This window comes from Amycolatopsis bartoniae, assembly GCF_014191255.1.
In the GTDB taxonomy this organism is placed as follows: Bacteria; Actinomycetota; Actinomycetes; order Mycobacteriales; family Pseudonocardiaceae; genus Amycolatopsis_E; species Amycolatopsis_E bartoniae.
Genome location: NZ_JACHWH010000001.1, coordinates 769,537 through 785,905 on the forward strand (window position 1 = coordinate 769,537; position 16,369 = coordinate 785,905).

Here is a 16,369-nt window from a genome sequence, read left to right on the forward strand (position 1 = left end):
CGGCGCCGAACGGAGCAATGAGCGAGGCGCCGTCCGGGAGCTTCCCTCCTTACCTACTTCCGAGTACTGTTCGGTTGCCGGTTCTCCGTGGGAATGGGGGAGACGCAATGAAGCGTTTCGTGGTCCTGTTCGTGGGCGTCGTGCTCGCGTTGCTGCCCGGGGTCGTCACCGCACAGGCGGACACCCCGCGCCCGGTGGTCTACTCCGGGATCGCCGCGCTCGCCAACGGCGCGCTGCGGCCGGACACCGACCCCGACGGCGCCAACGACTGGAGCTGTCGCCCCTCCGCCGCGCACCCGCGGCCCGTCGTCCTCGTGCACGGGACCGCCGAGAACATGACCTACAACTGGTTCACCCTCGCGCCGCTGCTGCGCAACGAGGGCTACTGCGTCTTCGCCCTCAACTACGGCGAGACCGCCGAATACCACATCGGACTGCCCGGCTCGCTGCACACCTACGGCGCGGCGCACATCCCCGGCAGCGCGCAGGAGCTGAGTGCCTTCGTGGACAAGGTGCTCGCCGCCACCGGAACGTCCAAAGTGGACCTCGTCGGGCACTCGCAGGGCGGCATGATGCCGCGCTACTACCTGAAGTTCCTCGGCGGCGCGAGCAAGGTCGACAAGCTCGTCGCGCTGTCGCCGTCCAACCACGGGACCAACGCCGACGGCCTCGCGCTGCTGCCCGGCGTGCCGTTCCTGCTGACCGCCGGACTGGGACCGGCCGCCGAGGACCAGCTCGCCGGCTCGCCATTGCTCCAGCAGCTCAACGCGGGCGGCGACACCGTTCCCGGCGTCACTTACACCGTGATCCAGACCCGCTACGACGAGATCGTCACCCCGTACACGTCGGCGTTCCTCACCGGCCCGGACGTCACGAACATCCTGCTGCAGGACCAGTGCCCGCTCGACACGAGCGAGCACCTCGGCATCTCGTTCGACTCCATCGCGCTGCGCGACGTGCTCAACGCGCTCGACCCCGCGCACACGCAGGCGCCGGACTGCACGCTGACCCTGCCGATCAACGGTGGTGGCTACGACGCCCAGGCTCGTGCGGCCGCGACGTGGACCCCGTGACGACGTCCGCGAGGTCGTCCAGCGCCTCCCGGACCAGCGCGGGCAGGTCCTCCTCCCCGGAGACCCAGCGCTGAAAGGCCGTCCGGAACACCGCGACGGCCACCTCGGCGACCACCGCCGGTGACCGCACGCCGCGTTCCGCAAGCACCACTTCCAGCGCGCCGGACCACGCCGAAACCTTGCTCAGCTCGCGTTCGCGCAGCTCGGGATGGGCGGCGATGATCCGCGCCCGCGTGAGCGCGGCTTCCCGTCGTGGCTGGAGATGAGTCGCGACCGCGGCCAGGCCACGAGATACCGCCTCCCACGGCGTCGCGTCCTCGGGCGCCTCGGCGACCGTTGTGACGAGCAGGTCCTGCAGCTCGCTCTCGTTGCCGAAGAGCACTTCACGCTTGTCGGCGAAGTAGCGGAAGAACGTGCGCTCGGTCAGCCCGGCGCGCGCCGCGACCGAAGCGACCGACGTCTCGGCGAAGCCCTGCTCGGCGTACAGCTCCAGCGCCGCTTCCTGCAGGCGGCGTCGGGCGTCGGGCTTCCATCGGCTCATTCCTCGATCCTAGGTGATGTCAGCCTCTGTCATCGCGGTGTAGCCTGATGACAGAGACTGACATAGGAGGAAACATGCCTCGTCCCGACGTGCGCCGGCTGCTGGACTACGTGAACGCGGCCGGACCCACGGAGCTTGACATCGAGATCGTGCGGAAGTCGCAGGACGCCGCCGTCGAGCAGGCGGACCTGCCGATGGGTGACCTGGCCACGGTGCGGGATCTCGAAATGCCCGGCGGTATCAGGGCGCGGCTGTTCGACCCGCGCGAAAGCCGCGAGCCCGGGCCGGTCGTCCTGTGGCTGCACGGCGGCGGTTTCGTCTGGGGTGGCGTCGAAAGCCACCAGAGCCTGTGCGCGCAGGCCGCCCGCGAGCTGGACCTGCCGGTGGTGCTCGTCGAGTACCGGCTGGCTCCGGAGGCGAAGTTCCCCGCCGCGCAGGACGACGCCGAGACCGCGGCCCGGTGGCTCGCCGGCAACCCCGCCGAGCTGGGGCGCGAGGTTCGCTCGCTCGTGCTCGCCGGGGACAGCGCGGGCGGCCTGCTGACCATCGTGACGGCCATGGCGCTGCGGGACCGCCCGGCCGCGGTCGGCGTCGACGCGCACCTGGTGATCTACCCCGTGGCCGACGAGTCGCGGGAGTACCCGTCGGAGCGGGAGTTCGCCGAGGGCTACCTGCTCACCGCGGCGCAGCGGCGCTGGTTCCGCGAGCAGTACCAGCCCGTGCCCGACGACGTCCGGGCGTCCCCGCTGCTCGGCGACCTGACCGGGCTGCCGCCCGCCGTCGTGATGACCGCCGAACTCGATCCCGTGCGTGACCACGGCCGCGCCTACGCGGCGGCGTTGGTCTCCGCCGGGGTGCCGACCGTGTTCCAGGAGGCCAAGGGCATCGTCCACGCGTTCGTGCTGATGCGTGGGGCCGTGCCGTCGGCGCGTGCGGACGTGTCGGCCGCGCTCGCCGCATTACGGGGCGTCACAGGTACGGCCGCGTGATCATCTCCAGGCCGTGTCCCGCGGGGTCGAGGAAGTAGACGCCGCGGCCGCCGTGCTCTGTGTTCGTCTCGCCGGGCCGCTGCCGGTGCGGGTCGGCCCAGTGCTCGATGCCCTGTTCACGCAGCCGCGCGTACGCCCTGTCGAACAGGTCGCGGTAGAACGCCGCGGACCGCTGCCGGTCCTTCGACGCGATGATGGTGTGGTTGAACTTGGTGGCCATGGTCCGGCCAAGCCAACCGGAAATCCCGGCCGCGGGCAACGTCTTTTCGCCCGCGGCCGGGACCGGTCCGGCGTTCAGCGCTTGAGCGCGGAGCGCTTGACCCAGCCGACGGCGGCGGTGGCGATGAACAGCACCGCGCCGATGATCAGCAGCCAGAACAGCCCCTTGACCACGGCGCCGACCACCACGAGCACCAGCCAGACCAGCAACAGCAGCCCGATCAGTCCGAGCATTGCACCCACCTCGCTTCTTCCGCCGCCCTGGGCGGCTTTGGCCGGGAGTACCCCGGGAAGGCCCGGTTCACTCCGTCAGCCGTTGCTCGCGGCGCCGTCGAGCTGTTTCGTCGTTTTGTCGTGAACTGGTCCGAAGTAGACGCACTCGACGCGCAGCGCAACCGCGTGCGTCAACCCCAGAACTCGCACTGGTGCTCGGCGCTGAGCTGCCGGTCGGAGATGGGCACCGAGGCGCCACCCGCGCGCAGGGAGAACGTCGAGCCCGGGAAGGCCGGCCAGCCGGGGTTGCCCCAGCGGATGAACGACGTCCAGTACCGCACCATGTCCCGCGACAGCCGCCGTTCCGCCGCGTTGAACGTCGGCGCGATCGGCGTGCCGTTGTCGAAGCTCGGCCACAGGTACGCCAGTTCCGCCGCGTGCCCGGCGCCCCACACGTAACCGGCCGGGGTCGGGCTCAGGCCGGGGCCCGTGCGGTGGTCGAACTCGTAGGAGTAGGTGCGGGTGTAGCGCGTGAAGGTCTGGACCAGTGACCGTTCGCTGCAACCGCCGATGCCGCCCACCGAACCGGAGTCGGTCATGATTGCGCCGATCAGGTAGGCCGCGGTGAACTGGTCGGACCGCGCCGGCCACGGATACCGGGCGAGGACACTGCTGTCGTAGTTCGCCAGCACCCACGCCTCGTACTGCTCGCGGGTCGAGCCGACGAACCCCTGCGCGAACGTCCTGCCCTCGTCCCGGTTCGCGCCGATCAGCAGCGGGACGTGTGGAAACGCGCCGCTGCGGATCACGGCGTCCGGTGGCTGGGGCAACGCGGGCGTTCCGCTCACCAGCGACGCCGTCGCGTTGGCGTCGACCAGCCGCGCCGCCGGAAGCGCACGCAGGCAGGCGACGTCCGCGCAGCCGAGCGAGCTCGCCACTGTCGTCCCGTTCTGCTCCGCCTGCGGCAACGGGGTGCTCGGGCACGATCCACTTTGGATGATCGCTTGCCGGAAAAGGCCACGGGAGCCCGGGGAAGCCAGGTGCGCGCACGTCGAGAAGCCGCCCGCGGACTCGCCGCCCACCGTGACCTGCCCGGGATCGCCGCCGAACGCCGCGATGTTCTGCCGCACCCAGCGCAACGCGGCCTGCTGGTCGAGGAACCCGTAGTTCCCGGACTGCCCGGCCTCCGCGGTGAGCCCCGGGTGCGCGAGGAAACCGAACACGCCGAGGCGGTAGTTGATCGTCACCACCACGACGTCCTGGCTGGCCAGCAGGCTGCCGTCGTGCTGGTTCGAGCTGCCGTTCTGCAGCCCGCCGCCGTGGATCCACACGTACACGGGCAGCTTCTTCGCGCCCGTTGGCCGCTGCACGTTGAGGAACAGGCAGTCCTCGGTCTCCGAGCGCGGGCCGTTGGTGCTGGCCTGCGCGGGACACCGGTTGCCGTACTCGGTGGCGTCGCGGACCCCGCTCCACGACACCGGCGGCGCGGGCGCCCGCCAGCGCAGGTCACCGACGGGCGGCGCCGCGTACGGGATGCCGAGGAAGTTGTCGACGCCGTTCGCCGAACTGCCGCGCACCACGCCGGACTGCGTGCGGGCGTGCGGGCTTTCCGAGGCGGCGGCCGTGCCGGTGGCCAGCAGGAAGAACGCGACCAGGAGCGAGACGAGCTTCACCACGGCCTCCTCAGCGGACGAAAACGGTTCGGCGGAGCCGGACGTCCCGCGAGGACGACCCGACCTGGACCTCGCGGCTGCCCGGCACCACGCGCCAGCCGCCGGAGGACCAGTACGACAGCGCACGTTCGGGGATCTCCAGCCGCATCCGGCGGCTCTCGCCCGGGTGTAGCTCGGCGCGGGCGAACGCCGCGAGCTGCCGGGCCATCGGCACCGGCGCCGAGGACGGCGGCGTGACGTACACCTGCGCCACCTCGGCTCCCGTGCGGTCTCCGGTGTTGCGCAGCACGAACTCCACGTGCCGCCCCTGCACGGACAGGTCGCTGTAGCGGAAGCGCGTGTAGGACAACCCGTGCCCGAACGGGAACAGCGGCTCGACGTCGTTCGCGTCGTAGAAGCGGTAGCCGACGAAGATGCCTTCGCTGTACTGCGCGTGCCCGTTCACGCCGGGATAGCGCTCGGGCGGGGCGGTCGGCGCGTCCTCCGCCCGCTTCGGATACGTCTCGGGCAGCTTGCCCGCCGGGTTCGCCTCGCCGAGCAGGAGCGCGGCCGTGGCGTCGGCGCCCTCCTGGCCGGGGTACCACATCTGCAGCACGGACGCCGTCTTGTCCAGCCACGGCATGGTGATCGGGTCGCCGGTGTTGAGCACGACGACCGTGCGCGGGTTGGCCGCGCTGACGGCCTCGACCACCGGGTCCTGGGCGTCGGGCAGGGCGAGGCTCGTGCGGTCCTGCCCCTCGGTGCCCTCGTTGAACGCGAACAGCAGCACGGTCCGCGCCGAGCGGGCGAGCGCGACGGCGTCGTCGAGCGCCTGCTGTTTCCGGGCCGGGGTGATCCAGGCGAGCCTGACCCGCAACGGGGTGTCGGCCGCGCCGTTCGCGGTGATCGTGAACTGGTGCGCCTGCCCGGCGACGAGGTGGACGACCTTGCCCGCGTTGCCCAGGCCGTCGCCGGTGGCGAGCAGCCGGCTGTTGCCGCCGAAGATCGCGCCGACGGACCCGATCTGCGCGCCGTCGAGGGTGAGCGTGATACCGCCCTGGAACGACTGCACCGCCCCGGCACCCTGGATGCGCAGGTCGTAGTCGCCGGTCACGGGGGCGGTGAGCGTGCCGGTCCACGTGCGCGTGGTCCCCGCGGGCAGTGTGACGTCGATGGTGCCCGTGGACAGCGCCGACGCGGGGATGGGTACGCCGTCGAGGTCCACGCCCGGCGCGTAGGGCAGCTCGTGCCCGGCCCGGCGGGCGAGCGCGGCGAGCGGGCTTTCCGCGGCGGCCGGGATGACGTGCGCGCTGCCACCGCCGCCGACCAGCGGGCTCTTGGCGGTCGGACCGACGACGGCGACCGAATGCAGATCGGCCAGCGGCAGGACGGACTTCTCGTTGCGCAGCAACACGGCTCCCGCGACGGCGAAGCGCCGCGCGGCCTTGGCGTGCCCCTTCGTGTCGAGCGGTGGGCGCGGCCTCGGCCGGCCGAGCAGTCCGAACCGCTGGAGCTGTCCCACGATCCGCCGCGCGGCAGCGTCCACAACGGACTCCGGGATGGTGCCAGCACGCACCGCGGCGACGAGGCCGCCGAAGTACGTCCCGTCCGGCATCTCCATGTCGAGCCCGGCGACGACGGCTTCGGTGCTGTGGGTGGCGTACCAGTCCGACATGACGAAACCGCGGAAGCCCCAGTCGTTCCGCAGGATCTCCGTGAGCAGATGCCGGTTCTCCGACGCGTACACGCCGTTGACGCGGTTGTAGGAAGCCATCACCGCGCCGACCCCGGCGCGGACGGCCGCCTCGAACGCAGGCAGGTAGATCTCCCGCAGCGTGCGCTCGTCGACGTCCGCGCTGACGGTCTGGCGGCCGTTCTCGAAGTTGTTCGCCGCATAGTGCTTGACCGTCGCGATGAGGCCGGCTTCCTGGATGCCGCGCACCTCGGCGCCGACGAGGGTGCCCGCGAGCAGCGGGTCTTCGCCCAGTGTCTCGAAGTTCCGGCCCGCCTGCGGCACGCGGACGATGTTGGTCATGGGCGCGAGCAGCACGTCCTGGCCGAGCGAACGGCCTTCCTCGCCGATGACGCGGCCGTAGTCGCGGGCCGTGTCCGGGTCGAACGTGGAGGCCAGCGCGACCGGCGCGGGCAGGGCGGTGGCGTGCCGGGTCACGCGGACCCCGGCCGGACCGTCGGTGAGGCGGATCTCGGGAATGCCGAGGCGGGGAACGCCGGGGAGGTAGCCGGCCTGGCCGAGCGAGTTCGGGTCGGTGGCGCCGTGCAGCAGCGACACCTTCTCTTCGAGGGTCATCCGGCTGACCAGGTCACCGCTCGCGGCGGCGGCGGGAAGTGCGGGGGAGAGGGCGACCGCGGCGGTCGCCAGTAGCAGGGTGCGTCGGTCGACATCCATGGGTACAGCCGCCTCTCGACGTTGGTCGGCGGGTGCTTTGGTGTGACGCACAACATATTGGGCGAAGTGCCCGGAACGGAAGACCTAGTGGACGGTAGGTCATCACGGATCGATAAAGAAGCAGGTCAGCACATCCCTGGTTCGGGTGTTTCCTACTGATCGCTCGGCCGTTCGCGCCTAGGGTGAAGCATGCCCAGCATCCGCAAGGCCACCCGGCGGGGCGAGCGCACGCGCGCCGCGATCCTGGACGCCGCCGTACCGCTCTTCGCGCGCCACGGCTACCGCGGCGCGCCGCTCTCGTCGCTGGCCGAGGCCGCGCGGCTCACCCAACCCGGTCTGCTGCACCACTTCCCGTCGAAGGAGCAGCTGCTGCTGGCGGTGCTGGAGGAACGCGACCGCGAAGCGATGCGCTGGATGCGGGACACGTGGTTCGACAGCGGAACGGCCGCGTTGCGCACGTTCGTCGCCTTGGTCGCGCACAACTCGACGACGCCGGAGCTGGTGCAGCTGTTCACCGTGCTGGTCGGCGAGGGCGTGTCCGAGAGCCATCCGGCGCACGAGTACTTCGCGGAGCGGTACGCGCGCCTGCGGGGCAACGTCCGCCGGGCGATCGCGCAGGGCCAGGACACGGGCGAGTTCCGCACGGACGTCGACGCGGGCGTGCTGGCCAACCTGGTGCTCGCCATGCTCGACGGGCTCCAGATCCAGTGGCTGCTCGACCGGGACCAGGACATGACCACGGCGTTCGAGACGTTCACCGAGGTGCTGCTGGAGCACCTGAAGCCGCGGGACTAGTCCCACGGGCCCCGCAGTGTGAGGACCACCCGCATCACGTGCTCCACGGCGGAGGCGAACATCGGGCCACGCAGTTCGCCGCGCTCGGCCAGGTTCCGCGACGCGAACTCGAGCACGCCCTCGGGGCCGACGCGGCGCACCACGAGCGCCGCGATCTCCTCCAGGTCGAGATCCGGGTGGTCGAGCCGCGTGAGCGCGACCTCGACGAGCAGCTCCTCGTCGGTCACACCGGTCTTCCGCACACGTCGAGGATACGCAGTGATCCACGTGTCCGATTCCCGCCAGCACCCCGCGGCGCACAACCAGAGACTGGCCGTATGACACACAGCAGCGTCGAACCCGGAATCCTCTACTTCGGCACCCCGGTGGTGCTCCTGTCGACCCGCAACGAGGACGAGACGGCTAACCTCGCGCCGATGTCGTCGGCGTTCTGGCTCGGCTGGCGGGGACTGCTGGGCCTGGGCGCGCAGTCGAAGACGGCGCAGAACCTGTTGCGCACGGGGGAATGCGTGCTCAACCTCCCGTCCGACGAGCAGGCCGGTCACGTCGACCGGCTCGCACTCACCACCGGTTCCGACCCGGTGCCGCCGCGCAAGGCCGAGCGCGGGTACGAGCACGAGGGCGACAAGTTCGGCCGCGCCGGGCTCACGCCGGTCGAGTCGGACGTCGTTTCCCCGCCGCGGGTGGCGGAGTGCCCGGTGAACCTGGAGGCGGTGCTCGAAGCGACGCACCCCATCGGCAGCGGGTCGACACTCGCGTTCGAGGTGCGGATCCTGCGCGTCCACGCGCACGACGACATCCTCGTGCCCGGCACGGCCGACCACATCGACCCGGACCGCTGGCGCCCGCTGATCATGAGCTTCCAGCAGTTCTACGGCCTCGGCGAGCGCGTGCGACCGTCGCGGCTCGCGTCCATCCCCGAGCGGATGTACCGCACGCCGGACATCGAACGCGCCCGCGCGGCGGTGTGAGACCTCAGCCCTCCACCACGACCAGCCGGTTGCCGTCGGGGTCGCGCAGGACGAACATCACCGGGGCGCCCGGCCAGTTCAGCACCTCGTCGGCGTCGGCTCCGGCGGTCCGCAGCGCCGCGTGGTCGGACTCCGCGTCCGTGCTGGCGACGCGGATGCCGGTGTCCACGCCGCCGGTGCCGGCAACCAGGGCGACCGTGGTCGCCGCGCCGGGTGGGGCCACCTCGATCCACCGCATCCCGTTGCCCACCATGGCGTCGCGGCGCTTTTCGAACCCGAGGGTGTTCACGTAGAAGGCGAGAGCCTTGTCCTGATCGGCGACGGGCACGGCCACGGACGCCACTGCGGTGAGAGTCATACCGGTACCGACTCCGCGCGGCCGGGAAACTCATCGCCTCAGGCGGCCGCTGTGATGCCGGCCGTGTCCAGCGCCATCTTCACGTCCGCCGTGAGCGCCCGGCGTACCGCCCACTGGCGTCCCGGCTTGGTCTTCACCGTCAGCCGCAGCGTGATCGCGGCCTGCGTCAGGTCCTGCGCGCCCAGGGTCTCCACGTCGCCGAGCACCTCGTCCGCCAGCGGTTTCCGCGTCACGGCCTGGCGCGCGGCCTCGCCCGCGATGCCGATGGCCTGGTCCACGTCCGCGCTGTAGCCCACCGGCACGTCCACCACGGCCACGCCGAACCGTTGCGTCGAGTTGCCCACCGCGGTGATCGTGCCGTTGCGGACGTACCAGACCGTGCCGTTGACGTCCCGTACCGTGGTGATCCGCAGCCCCACCATCTCCACGGTGCCGGTGGCGTCGCCGAGGTCCACCACGTCCCCGACGCCGTACTGGTCCTCCAGCATCATGAAGATCCCGGACAGGAAGTCCTTGATCAGGTTCTGCGCGCCGAACCCGACGGCGACGCCGACCACGCCCGCCGACGCGATGATCGGTGCGATGTTGATGCCCAGCTTGCTCAGCACCAGCACGAACGCGACCCCGAAGATCACGAACGACGCCACGGAGCGCAGCAGCGAGCCGACCGTCCGTGCCCGCTGCGCCCGCCGTTCCGCGGTGCCCGGACTGCCGCTCCGGTGCGGGCGCAGCAGCGACGAGACGCGGCCGGCGGCGAGCCCGTCGGTCAGTCGCGCGATCAGTCGGTGCACGAGCCAGCGGAGCACCACCGCCCCGAGCACGATACCCACGATGCCGAGCAACGGGTCCAACAGTTCCCGGGCGGTCAGCAAACGGAACTCCCTCCACGCGCGGACACACTTCCCTGTGGCGTATCCGCTGTGGAGTTTTCTTATGCTGTAAGGAGTTTCACGCCCGCCGGTCCTTGTTCGGGAACTCGGCCTCGATCCGCTCCTCCTCGTGGTAGGACCGCTCCTGCGCGTAGGCGTCGTACGCGCGGTGGTCGGCCTCGGTCTCCGGCGCGTCCGTCAGCGCCCGCGGGTGCAACCGCTCCTTCAGCACCACGTTCAGCTGCGCGCCGAGCAGGGTCACGACGCTCTGCAGGTAGAACCACCACAGCAGCGTGATGACCGTGGCGAACGTGCCGTACGTGCTCTGCGCCTTGTGCAGGTAGTTGGTGATGATCAGCGACGACAGCGACTGCAGCACCCAGAACAGTCCGCCGGAGAGCACCGCGCCCGGCAGCACGTCGCGCGTGGTGACGTTGCGGTCGGTCAGGATGCGGAACGCGGCGATGAACAGACCCACGTCGAGGGCGATCGCGAGGACGTAGCCGAGCAGGTGTCCGGCCCAGCCGAGGTGGATGGCGTTCGCGCCGCTGGAGACGAAACCGTTGATCAGCGTGCTCAGCACCAGGCCGAGGCCGATGGTGGCCAGCACGCCGACGCTGCGGCCGATCTGCTCGGTGAGCTTCGGCCGCGCCACGTAGGGCAGCTCCCAGACGGAGTTGAACGCCGTCTGCACGGTGCGCACCACCGAAAGCCCGCTCCACAGCGCGGTCACGAGCCCGACGATCAGGGCCCACCACGAACCGGACAACCCGTGCATCGCGGACGGATCGAGCAGCGGGAACATGGTGCCGACCTGGTCGAGGACGTGGTTCTTGACGCTGTCGGAGAGGAAGAACCCGAGCAGCGTGATGAACACCAGGAAGAGCGGGAAGATCGAGAAGAACGCCCAGAAGGCGATCATCGCCGCCAGGTTCGTCGACTGGTCCTCGGCGAACTTGCGGAAGACGGCCACCGGAATCGCCAGTGCCTCGTGTTCCTGCTGGAACTTGTCCACCCGGTCGAGTTCGGCTTTCAGCTTGCCGGACGTTTCGTTCACGGTGCGCTCCCGGTTGCTCCGATTCGTCTCCTCGCAGAGCTACCCGCTCGTTCAGCAGGTCAACCGGTGGTTTTGGCGCGATCGGGCAGGCATTCTACGTCACAACGAGGGGTTCCGCAGGGCGAGCAGGAGTTAGCGTGAGGGCATGGCGGGTTCGGCCGAGCTCTCGGCACGCAGGAAACTGGCTCGGCTGCACGAGCTGCTCGGCGGGGGCCTGCTCGCCGCGGCGGCGATCCCCGGTCTGCTGGCCGCGATCGACCAGCATTCGGCTGCGGTGCGGGACATCTTGGCGTTCGGTGTGGAGGGGTCGGCCGCGGTGGCGGGGGCGGTGCTGCTGGCGGGCTACGCGAGCGGCCTGATCGACGAGGCAAGGGCCCGCGGCTGGCGCTTCGCGGAACCCGTCGACTGGGCGGCGCCGGACTGGTTCACCGCACGGCTGCTGGGGGTCTGCGCGCTGGCGCAGCGCTCCGACGAGCCGCAACCACTGCTGGGCGCCTGACCGGGCGACGGGCGCTGGCGGCAACGGCGCTCGCCCGAACCGACGCGGCCCGGCGCGATCCCGGCCGCCACCGCCACCACCCCGACACGACGGAGCGACCGGCCCCGAAGGACCGGCCGCTCCTCTGCCAGCGGGTGGAGTCACCCCTGGGCGTCAGTGCCTCGGGTGGCGCCGGTCTGCGGGCGTAGCTGCTCGGTCGGCGTCTCGCTGGTCCGGGCGGCGTCCTCGCGGCCCCGGCGGTACGCCTCACCGTGCGCCTTCGCCGAGGGCAGCTCGCTCTCGGCGCGGTCCAGCCAGTTCTCCCAGCGCTGCTGCATCGGCTTCACGAGGCCACCGCCCGCGCCGACGATCACGACACCCGCGATGGTCGCGAGCACGGTGATCAGCACCGGCGTGGTCACCGTGGTGGCGACGCCGATCTGGTTCAGCGCGGCGATGATGCCCAGGCCCCAGATGAACACCGCCGCGACCGTGCCGAGCGCACGGCCGTAGGAGAGGCCGCCCAGTGCGCCGCCGACCAGGTCCTTCACCGCACGCGCGATGGCGCCCGCGACGACCACGATGATGATCGCCACCGCGGCCTTCGGCAGCCACGCCACGATGCCGGTCAGCATCGTGCTCACCGGGTTCGGGCCCCACACGCCGAACGCGATCTCCAGCGCGATCAGCAGCACCGCGTAGTACACGAGCTTGCTGATGATGTCCGCCGCGTCGTACTTGCTGCGCGCCAGCATCTGCTTCACCCCGCCGCGCTCGACGACGCGGTTGAAGCCGACCTTGTCCAGCACCTTGCTCACGACCTTCGCGAGCGCCTTGGCGACGAACCAGCCGATCACCATGATCACCAGGAAAGCGACCAGCTTGGGCACGAACGTGGCCACCGAGCTCCAGGCGTTGGAAACGCCTTGTCCAAAGTCGACAGCCGCCAGATGAGTAGTGGACACTGCTCGTTCTCCTTCCGACCGGGCGATGACAGACGGTTTCCCCTCCCCCGGGCGACGGAAAACAGAGGCCACCCGGACGAGTGGCGTTACGATCGGGAACGTGGACCTTCCCGTGCTGCCGCCGGTCCGGCCGATGCTCGCGAAAGCCGTGCACGAGGTGCCCCGGGCCCCCGGCCTGCGGTACGAACCGAAGTGGGACGGTTTCCGCTGCGTCGTGTTCCGCGACGGGGACGAGGTCGAGCTGGGCTCGCGCAACGACCGCCCGCTCACCCGCTACTTCCCCGAACTGGTCGACCTGCTCAAGGAGGCGTTGCCGCCGCGCTGCGTGGTGGACGGGGAGATCGTCATCGTCACCGAGCGCGGGCTCGACTTCGAAAGCCTCCAGCTCCGGCTGCACCCGGCCGCGTCGCGGGTGCGCAAGCTCGCCGAGGAGACGCCTGCGAGCTTCGTGGTGTTCGACCTGCTGGCGCTCGGTGACCGCGACCTGACGGAGGAGCCGTTCGCGGAACGGCGGCGGTTGCTCGAAGGCGTCGTGAGCGGCGAGTTCGCGCGCGTGCACCTGACGCCCATGACCGAGGACCCGGACGTCGCGCAGGACTGGTTCAACCGGTTCGAGGGCGCGGGTTTCGACGGCGTGATGGCCAAGCCCGCGGACCAGCCGTACGAACAGGACAGGCGCGTGATGTGGAAGGTCAAGCACGAGCGCACGGCCGACTGCGTCGTGGCCGGTTTCCGTTGGCACAAGGACGGAAACGGCGTCGGCTCGCTGTTGCTGGGGCTGTACGACGAGGCCGGGACGCTGCACCACGTCGGCGTCGCGAGCAGCTTCACCGCGGCACGGCGTAAGGAGCTCGTCGAAGAACTGGCGCCACTGCGCGAAAACGCGCTCGAAACGCATCCGTGGCGGCGCTGGGCGGAGGCGCACCTCGAAGCGGACGGGCGGATGCCCGGCGGGCAGAGCCGGTGGAGCGCGGGCAAGGACCTGGCGTGGGAGCCGGTGCGGACCGAGCTGGTCGCGGAGGTGCGGTACGAGCACGTGCAGTCCGGCCGGTTCCGGCACGGCACGCGGCTGGTCCGGTTCCGTCCTGATCGGACACCGGAGTCGTGTACTTACGGGCAGCTGGAAGAGGTTCCACCGGCAGAACTGTCCACTTTGTTCGGTGAGGTGCGGTCGTGAACGTCGAGGTGTCGCACCCGGACAAGGTGTACTTCAGCGAGCGCGGCGAGACCAAGGGCGATCTGGTGCGGTACTACGAGTCCGTGGCGGGGCCGTTGCTCGCCCGGCTCGGCGGGCGCCCGCTGTTGCTGGAGCGGTATCCGCAGGGCGCGGGCGGGAAGTCGTGGTTCCAGAAGCGGGTGCCGGCGAACACGCCGTCGTGGGTGCGGACCACCGTGGTGTCGACGCCGAACGGCACGCGGAGCGACGCGCTCGTCGCGGCCGATCTGGCGCACATCGTGTGGGCGGTGAACCTGGGCTGTATCGGGTTCCACGTGTGGCCGTTCCACGCGGACACCCCCGAGGTCACCGACGAGCTGCGGGTGGACCTCGACCCGTCGCCCGGGGTGGGCTTCCCGCAGGTGCGCGAGGCGGCGGTGCGGACGCGGGAACTGTTGGCGGAGCTGGGCATCGAGGCGCACGTGAAGACGACGGGCTCGCGGGGCCTGCACGTGTACGTGGGGCTGGAGCCGCGCTGGGACAGCTACCAGGTGCGCGCCGCGGCGGTCGCCTTGGCGCGCGAGCTGGAGCGGCGGTACCCGGAGTCGATCACGGCGCAGTGGTGGAAGGAGGAGCGCGGGTCGCGCGTGTTCGTGGACTTCAACCAGAATGCCCCGCACAAGACCGTGTTCGGCGCGTGGTGCGTGCGCCCGCGGCCCGGCGGGCAGGTGTCGACGCCGATCGGGTGGGACGAGCTGGCCGACGTCGACCCGGCGGAGCTGACCCTCGCGACGGTGCCCGCCCGTGTCGCGGAGCGGGGCGACCCGTGGGCCGACATGCGGCCGCAGTCGCTGGACCCGCTGCTGGAGATGTCCCGGCGCGACCTGGAGAGCGGGCTTATGGACGCGCCTTGGCCGCCGGTGTACCCGAAGATGCCGAACGAACCTCCGAGGGTGGCGCCGAGCCGGGCGAAGAAGTCGTGAGCTTTCTGGCCTGGGACCACAACACCTACTACCAGCCAAGACTGCTCAAAGCGCTGCCGAAGCCGTGTGCGCGAGTGCTGGACGTCGGCTGCGGCAAGGGCGCCTTCGCCGCGCGGCTCGCGGAGGTCGCCGAGCGGGTGGACGCGCTCGACCGGTCGCCGGAGATGATCGACGCCGCGGAGCGAACCGTGCCGTCGAACGTCACGTGCCTGCTCGGCGACGTCCGCGAGGTGCCGCTGCCTTCCGAAGGCTATGACGCCATCACCAGCATCAGTGCCCTGCACCACCTGCCGTTGCCGCAGGTGCTGCCGAAGCTCGCCGCGGCCCTGCGGCCCGGCGGAGTGCTGGTGGCGATCGCCCACCACCGGGCCGAACTACCCCGTGACCTGCTGCCGGAGGCGCTGGGGGTGCTGACCTCCTACGGCCGCCGCGCCATCTTGCTGACCGTGCCCAGTGCCCGCCGTTACCGTCGCGAGCTGGACGAGACCGGGATGCCGGTGAAGGATCCCGACCTGACCCTGCGCGAGGTCCGCGCCCAGGTGCACGAGGTACTCCCGGCGGCACGCGTGCGCAGGCTCCTGCAATGGCGTTACGAGTTGCTCTGGCGCAAGGGCTGAGCGGTCAGGTACCCGCCCATCGTCCGGAAGTACTCCGTCGCCGGGAGCTCGCGGTCGTCGTCCGTGCGGACGGTTTCCACGACCAGGCCGTGGTTGCGGCCGGAGCGGGCGTCGGCGCCGGCGACGATCACCACGCCGTCGCCCTCCCTGATGAAGATCCGGCCCGGCGTGCCGCCGTAGCGGCCCTCCGACACAGACGCGCGCACGATCCGCAGGCGCTCGCCCTTGTGGTAGGTGAACGCGTTCGGATACGGGTCGACCTGTGCACGCACCAGGCGGTCGATGTCCTCCGCGGGCCAGGTCCAGTCGATCCGGCTGTCCTCAATGGACCGCTTGTGGAAGAACGTCGCCTTCGAGCGGTCCTGTGGGGTCCAGTCCGTGCGCCCCGACGCGATGAGGTCCAGCGCCTCGGTGACCACCGGCGCGATGAGGTCCACCGTCTTGTGGAACAGGTCCACGCTCGTGTCGCGCGGGCCCACCGGCACCGACCGCTGCAGCACGATGTCACCCGCGTCGAGCTCGTCGTCCATCAGGTGGGCCGTGACACCGACCTCCTGCTCCCCGTTGATCAAGGCCCAGATCAACGGGGAGAATCCCGCGTAGGCCGGGAGCAGCGAGTCGTGCACGTTGAGCGTCCCGTGCGGCGGCAACCTGAAGATCTCCGGCGGCAGCCAGGTGCGCCAGTTGTTGGCCACGATGATGTCCGGCTCGGCCTCCTTGAGCACCGCGTCGAGGTCGTCCGGGCGGTTGCGCAGCACCACCGGCACGCCGTGCTCGGCGGCCAGGTCCGCGACCGAGTCGGACCAGATCTTCTCGTACGCGTGGTCGCTCTTCGGGTGGGTCACCACCAGAACCACCTCGTGCGCCGAGTCCAGGAGCGCCCGCAGCGTGCGGTGCCCCCAGGTCTGGTACCCGAACATCGCGACCCGCATCGGTCCTCCTCGGTAGGGGATCAACATCACGCCCGAATGTAGTAGCAGAGCCTTCCCTAAGTTAGGTTAGGGTTGCCTCTGTTGTACATCGACA

Annotated in this window: 19 protein-coding genes; 8 read left to right on the plus strand and 11 right to left on the minus strand. The window is 70.7% G+C overall.

Annotation, left to right across the window (positions count from 1 at the left end):
• Positions 1–107: 107 nt before the first annotated feature.
• Positions 108–1,073, plus strand: a complete 966-nt coding sequence (locus tag FHX82_RS03875; RefSeq protein ID WP_145933259.1) for an esterase/lipase family protein — start codon at positions 108–110, stop codon at positions 1,071–1,073.
• Here FHX82_RS03875 and FHX82_RS03880 read toward each other — a convergent pair.
• Positions 1,018–1,614 (minus strand): TetR family transcriptional regulator, encoded by a 597-nt coding sequence (locus tag FHX82_RS03880; RefSeq protein WP_145933258.1) that lies wholly within the window; start codon positions 1,612–1,614, stop codon positions 1,018–1,020. The genes FHX82_RS03875 and FHX82_RS03880 overlap by 56 nt on opposite strands.
• A gap of 74 nt (positions 1,615–1,688) precedes the next feature.
• Between FHX82_RS03880 and FHX82_RS03885 the strand changes: the two genes are divergently transcribed.
• A complete protein-coding gene (locus FHX82_RS03885) occupies positions 1,689–2,603 on the plus strand; it encodes an alpha/beta hydrolase (protein WP_221215328.1) in 915 nt (304 codons plus the stop codon).
• On the opposite strand, the gene FHX82_RS03890 is transcribed toward FHX82_RS03885, so the two are convergent.
• The 4 genes from FHX82_RS03890 to FHX82_RS03905 form a co-directional block, all read right to left on the minus strand.
• Complete coding sequence (locus FHX82_RS03890) at positions 2,584–2,823, minus strand: VOC family protein (RefSeq protein ID WP_145933256.1); 240 nt, start codon at positions 2,821–2,823, stop codon at positions 2,584–2,586. The two genes, FHX82_RS03885 and FHX82_RS03890, sit on opposite strands and share 20 nt — an antisense overlap.
• Positions 2,824–2,897: 74 nt before the next feature.
• Positions 2,898–3,056, minus strand: a complete 159-nt coding sequence (locus FHX82_RS03895; protein ID WP_183176464.1) for a hypothetical protein — start codon at positions 3,054–3,056, stop codon at positions 2,898–2,900.
• A 170-nt stretch (positions 3,057–3,226) separates the two neighbouring features.
• Positions 3,227–4,708, minus strand: coding sequence for a carboxylesterase/lipase family protein (locus FHX82_RS03900; protein WP_221215329.1), 1,482 nt, complete (start codon positions 4,706–4,708; stop codon positions 3,227–3,229).
• 10 nt (positions 4,709–4,718) lie between these two features.
• The gene (locus FHX82_RS03905) at positions 4,719–7,094 is read right to left on the minus strand and encodes a beta-glucosidase family protein (RefSeq protein WP_145933255.1); all 2,376 of its coding nucleotides are present in this window, start codon (positions 7,092–7,094) and stop codon (positions 4,719–4,721) included.
• 189 nt (positions 7,095–7,283) lie between these two features.
• Between FHX82_RS03905 and FHX82_RS03910 the strand changes: the two genes are divergently transcribed.
• Positions 7,284–7,889 (plus strand): TetR/AcrR family transcriptional regulator, encoded by a 606-nt coding sequence (locus FHX82_RS03910; protein WP_145933254.1) that lies wholly within the window; start codon positions 7,284–7,286, stop codon positions 7,887–7,889.
• Here FHX82_RS03910 and FHX82_RS03915 read toward each other — a convergent pair.
• The gene (locus FHX82_RS03915; protein ID WP_145933308.1) at positions 7,886–8,116 is read right to left on the minus strand and encodes a hypothetical protein; all 231 of its coding nucleotides are present in this window, start codon (positions 8,114–8,116) and stop codon (positions 7,886–7,888) included. The two genes, FHX82_RS03910 and FHX82_RS03915, sit on opposite strands and share 4 nt — an antisense overlap.
• 90 nt (positions 8,117–8,206) lie before the next feature.
• On the opposite strand from FHX82_RS03915, the gene FHX82_RS03920 reads away from it, so the two are divergent.
• On the plus strand, positions 8,207–8,860 hold the full coding sequence (locus tag FHX82_RS03920) for a flavin reductase family protein (protein WP_145933253.1): 654 nt from the start codon (positions 8,207–8,209) through the stop codon (positions 8,858–8,860).
• Between the two features lie 4 nt (positions 8,861–8,864).
• Here the strand turns inward: FHX82_RS03920 and FHX82_RS03925 are convergent, their stop codons facing one another.
• From FHX82_RS03925 to FHX82_RS03935, 3 genes are all read right to left on the minus strand, one after another.
• A complete protein-coding gene (locus FHX82_RS03925; protein ID WP_145933252.1) occupies positions 8,865–9,218 on the minus strand; it encodes a VOC family protein in 354 nt (117 codons plus the stop codon).
• Positions 9,219–9,256: 38 nt separating this feature from the next.
• Positions 9,257–10,090, minus strand: a complete 834-nt coding sequence (locus FHX82_RS03930) for a mechanosensitive ion channel family protein (RefSeq protein ID WP_221215330.1) — start codon at positions 10,088–10,090, stop codon at positions 9,257–9,259.
• 76 nt (positions 10,091–10,166) lie between these two features.
• Entirely contained in the window at positions 10,167–11,144 is a 978-nt protein-coding gene (locus tag FHX82_RS03935; RefSeq protein WP_145933250.1) for a YihY/virulence factor BrkB family protein, read from the minus strand.
• A gap of 145 nt (positions 11,145–11,289) precedes the next feature.
• Here FHX82_RS03935 and FHX82_RS03940 point away from each other — a divergent pair, with 145 nt between their 5' ends.
• Complete coding sequence (locus FHX82_RS03940; protein ID WP_145933249.1) at positions 11,290–11,643, plus strand: DUF6401 family natural product biosynthesis protein; 354 nt, start codon at positions 11,290–11,292, stop codon at positions 11,641–11,643.
• 140 nt (positions 11,644–11,783) lie between these two features.
• Here the strand turns inward: FHX82_RS03940 and FHX82_RS03945 are convergent, their stop codons facing one another.
• Entirely contained in the window at positions 11,784–12,587 is an 804-nt protein-coding gene (locus tag FHX82_RS03945; protein WP_145933248.1) for a mechanosensitive ion channel family protein, read from the minus strand.
• 100 nt (positions 12,588–12,687) lie between these two features.
• Here FHX82_RS03945 and FHX82_RS03950 point away from each other — a divergent pair, with 100 nt between their 5' ends.
• Genes FHX82_RS03950 through FHX82_RS03960 form a run of 3 tightly spaced genes read left to right on the plus strand, consistent with a single transcriptional unit; the run spans position 12,688 to position 15,343 of the window.
• Positions 12,688–13,764 (plus strand): ATP-dependent DNA ligase, encoded by a 1,077-nt coding sequence (locus FHX82_RS03950; protein WP_183176465.1) that lies wholly within the window; start codon positions 12,688–12,690, stop codon positions 13,762–13,764.
• Entirely contained in the window at positions 13,761–14,726 is a 966-nt protein-coding gene (gene ligD / locus FHX82_RS03955; protein ID WP_145933247.1) for a non-homologous end-joining DNA ligase, read from the plus strand. Before FHX82_RS03950 ends, ligD begins: the two co-directional genes overlap by 4 nt.
• Entirely contained in the window at positions 14,723–15,343 is a 621-nt protein-coding gene (locus FHX82_RS03960; protein WP_145933246.1) for a class I SAM-dependent methyltransferase, read from the plus strand. Before ligD ends, FHX82_RS03960 begins: the two co-directional genes overlap by 4 nt.
• Here FHX82_RS03960 and FHX82_RS03965 read toward each other — a convergent pair.
• Positions 15,316–16,275: a methionyl-tRNA formyltransferase gene (locus FHX82_RS03965; protein ID WP_145933245.1), complete on the minus strand. Its 960-nt coding sequence runs from the start codon at positions 16,273–16,275 to the stop codon at positions 15,316–15,318. The genes FHX82_RS03960 and FHX82_RS03965 overlap by 28 nt on opposite strands.
• Positions 16,276–16,369: the final 94 nt, after the last annotated feature.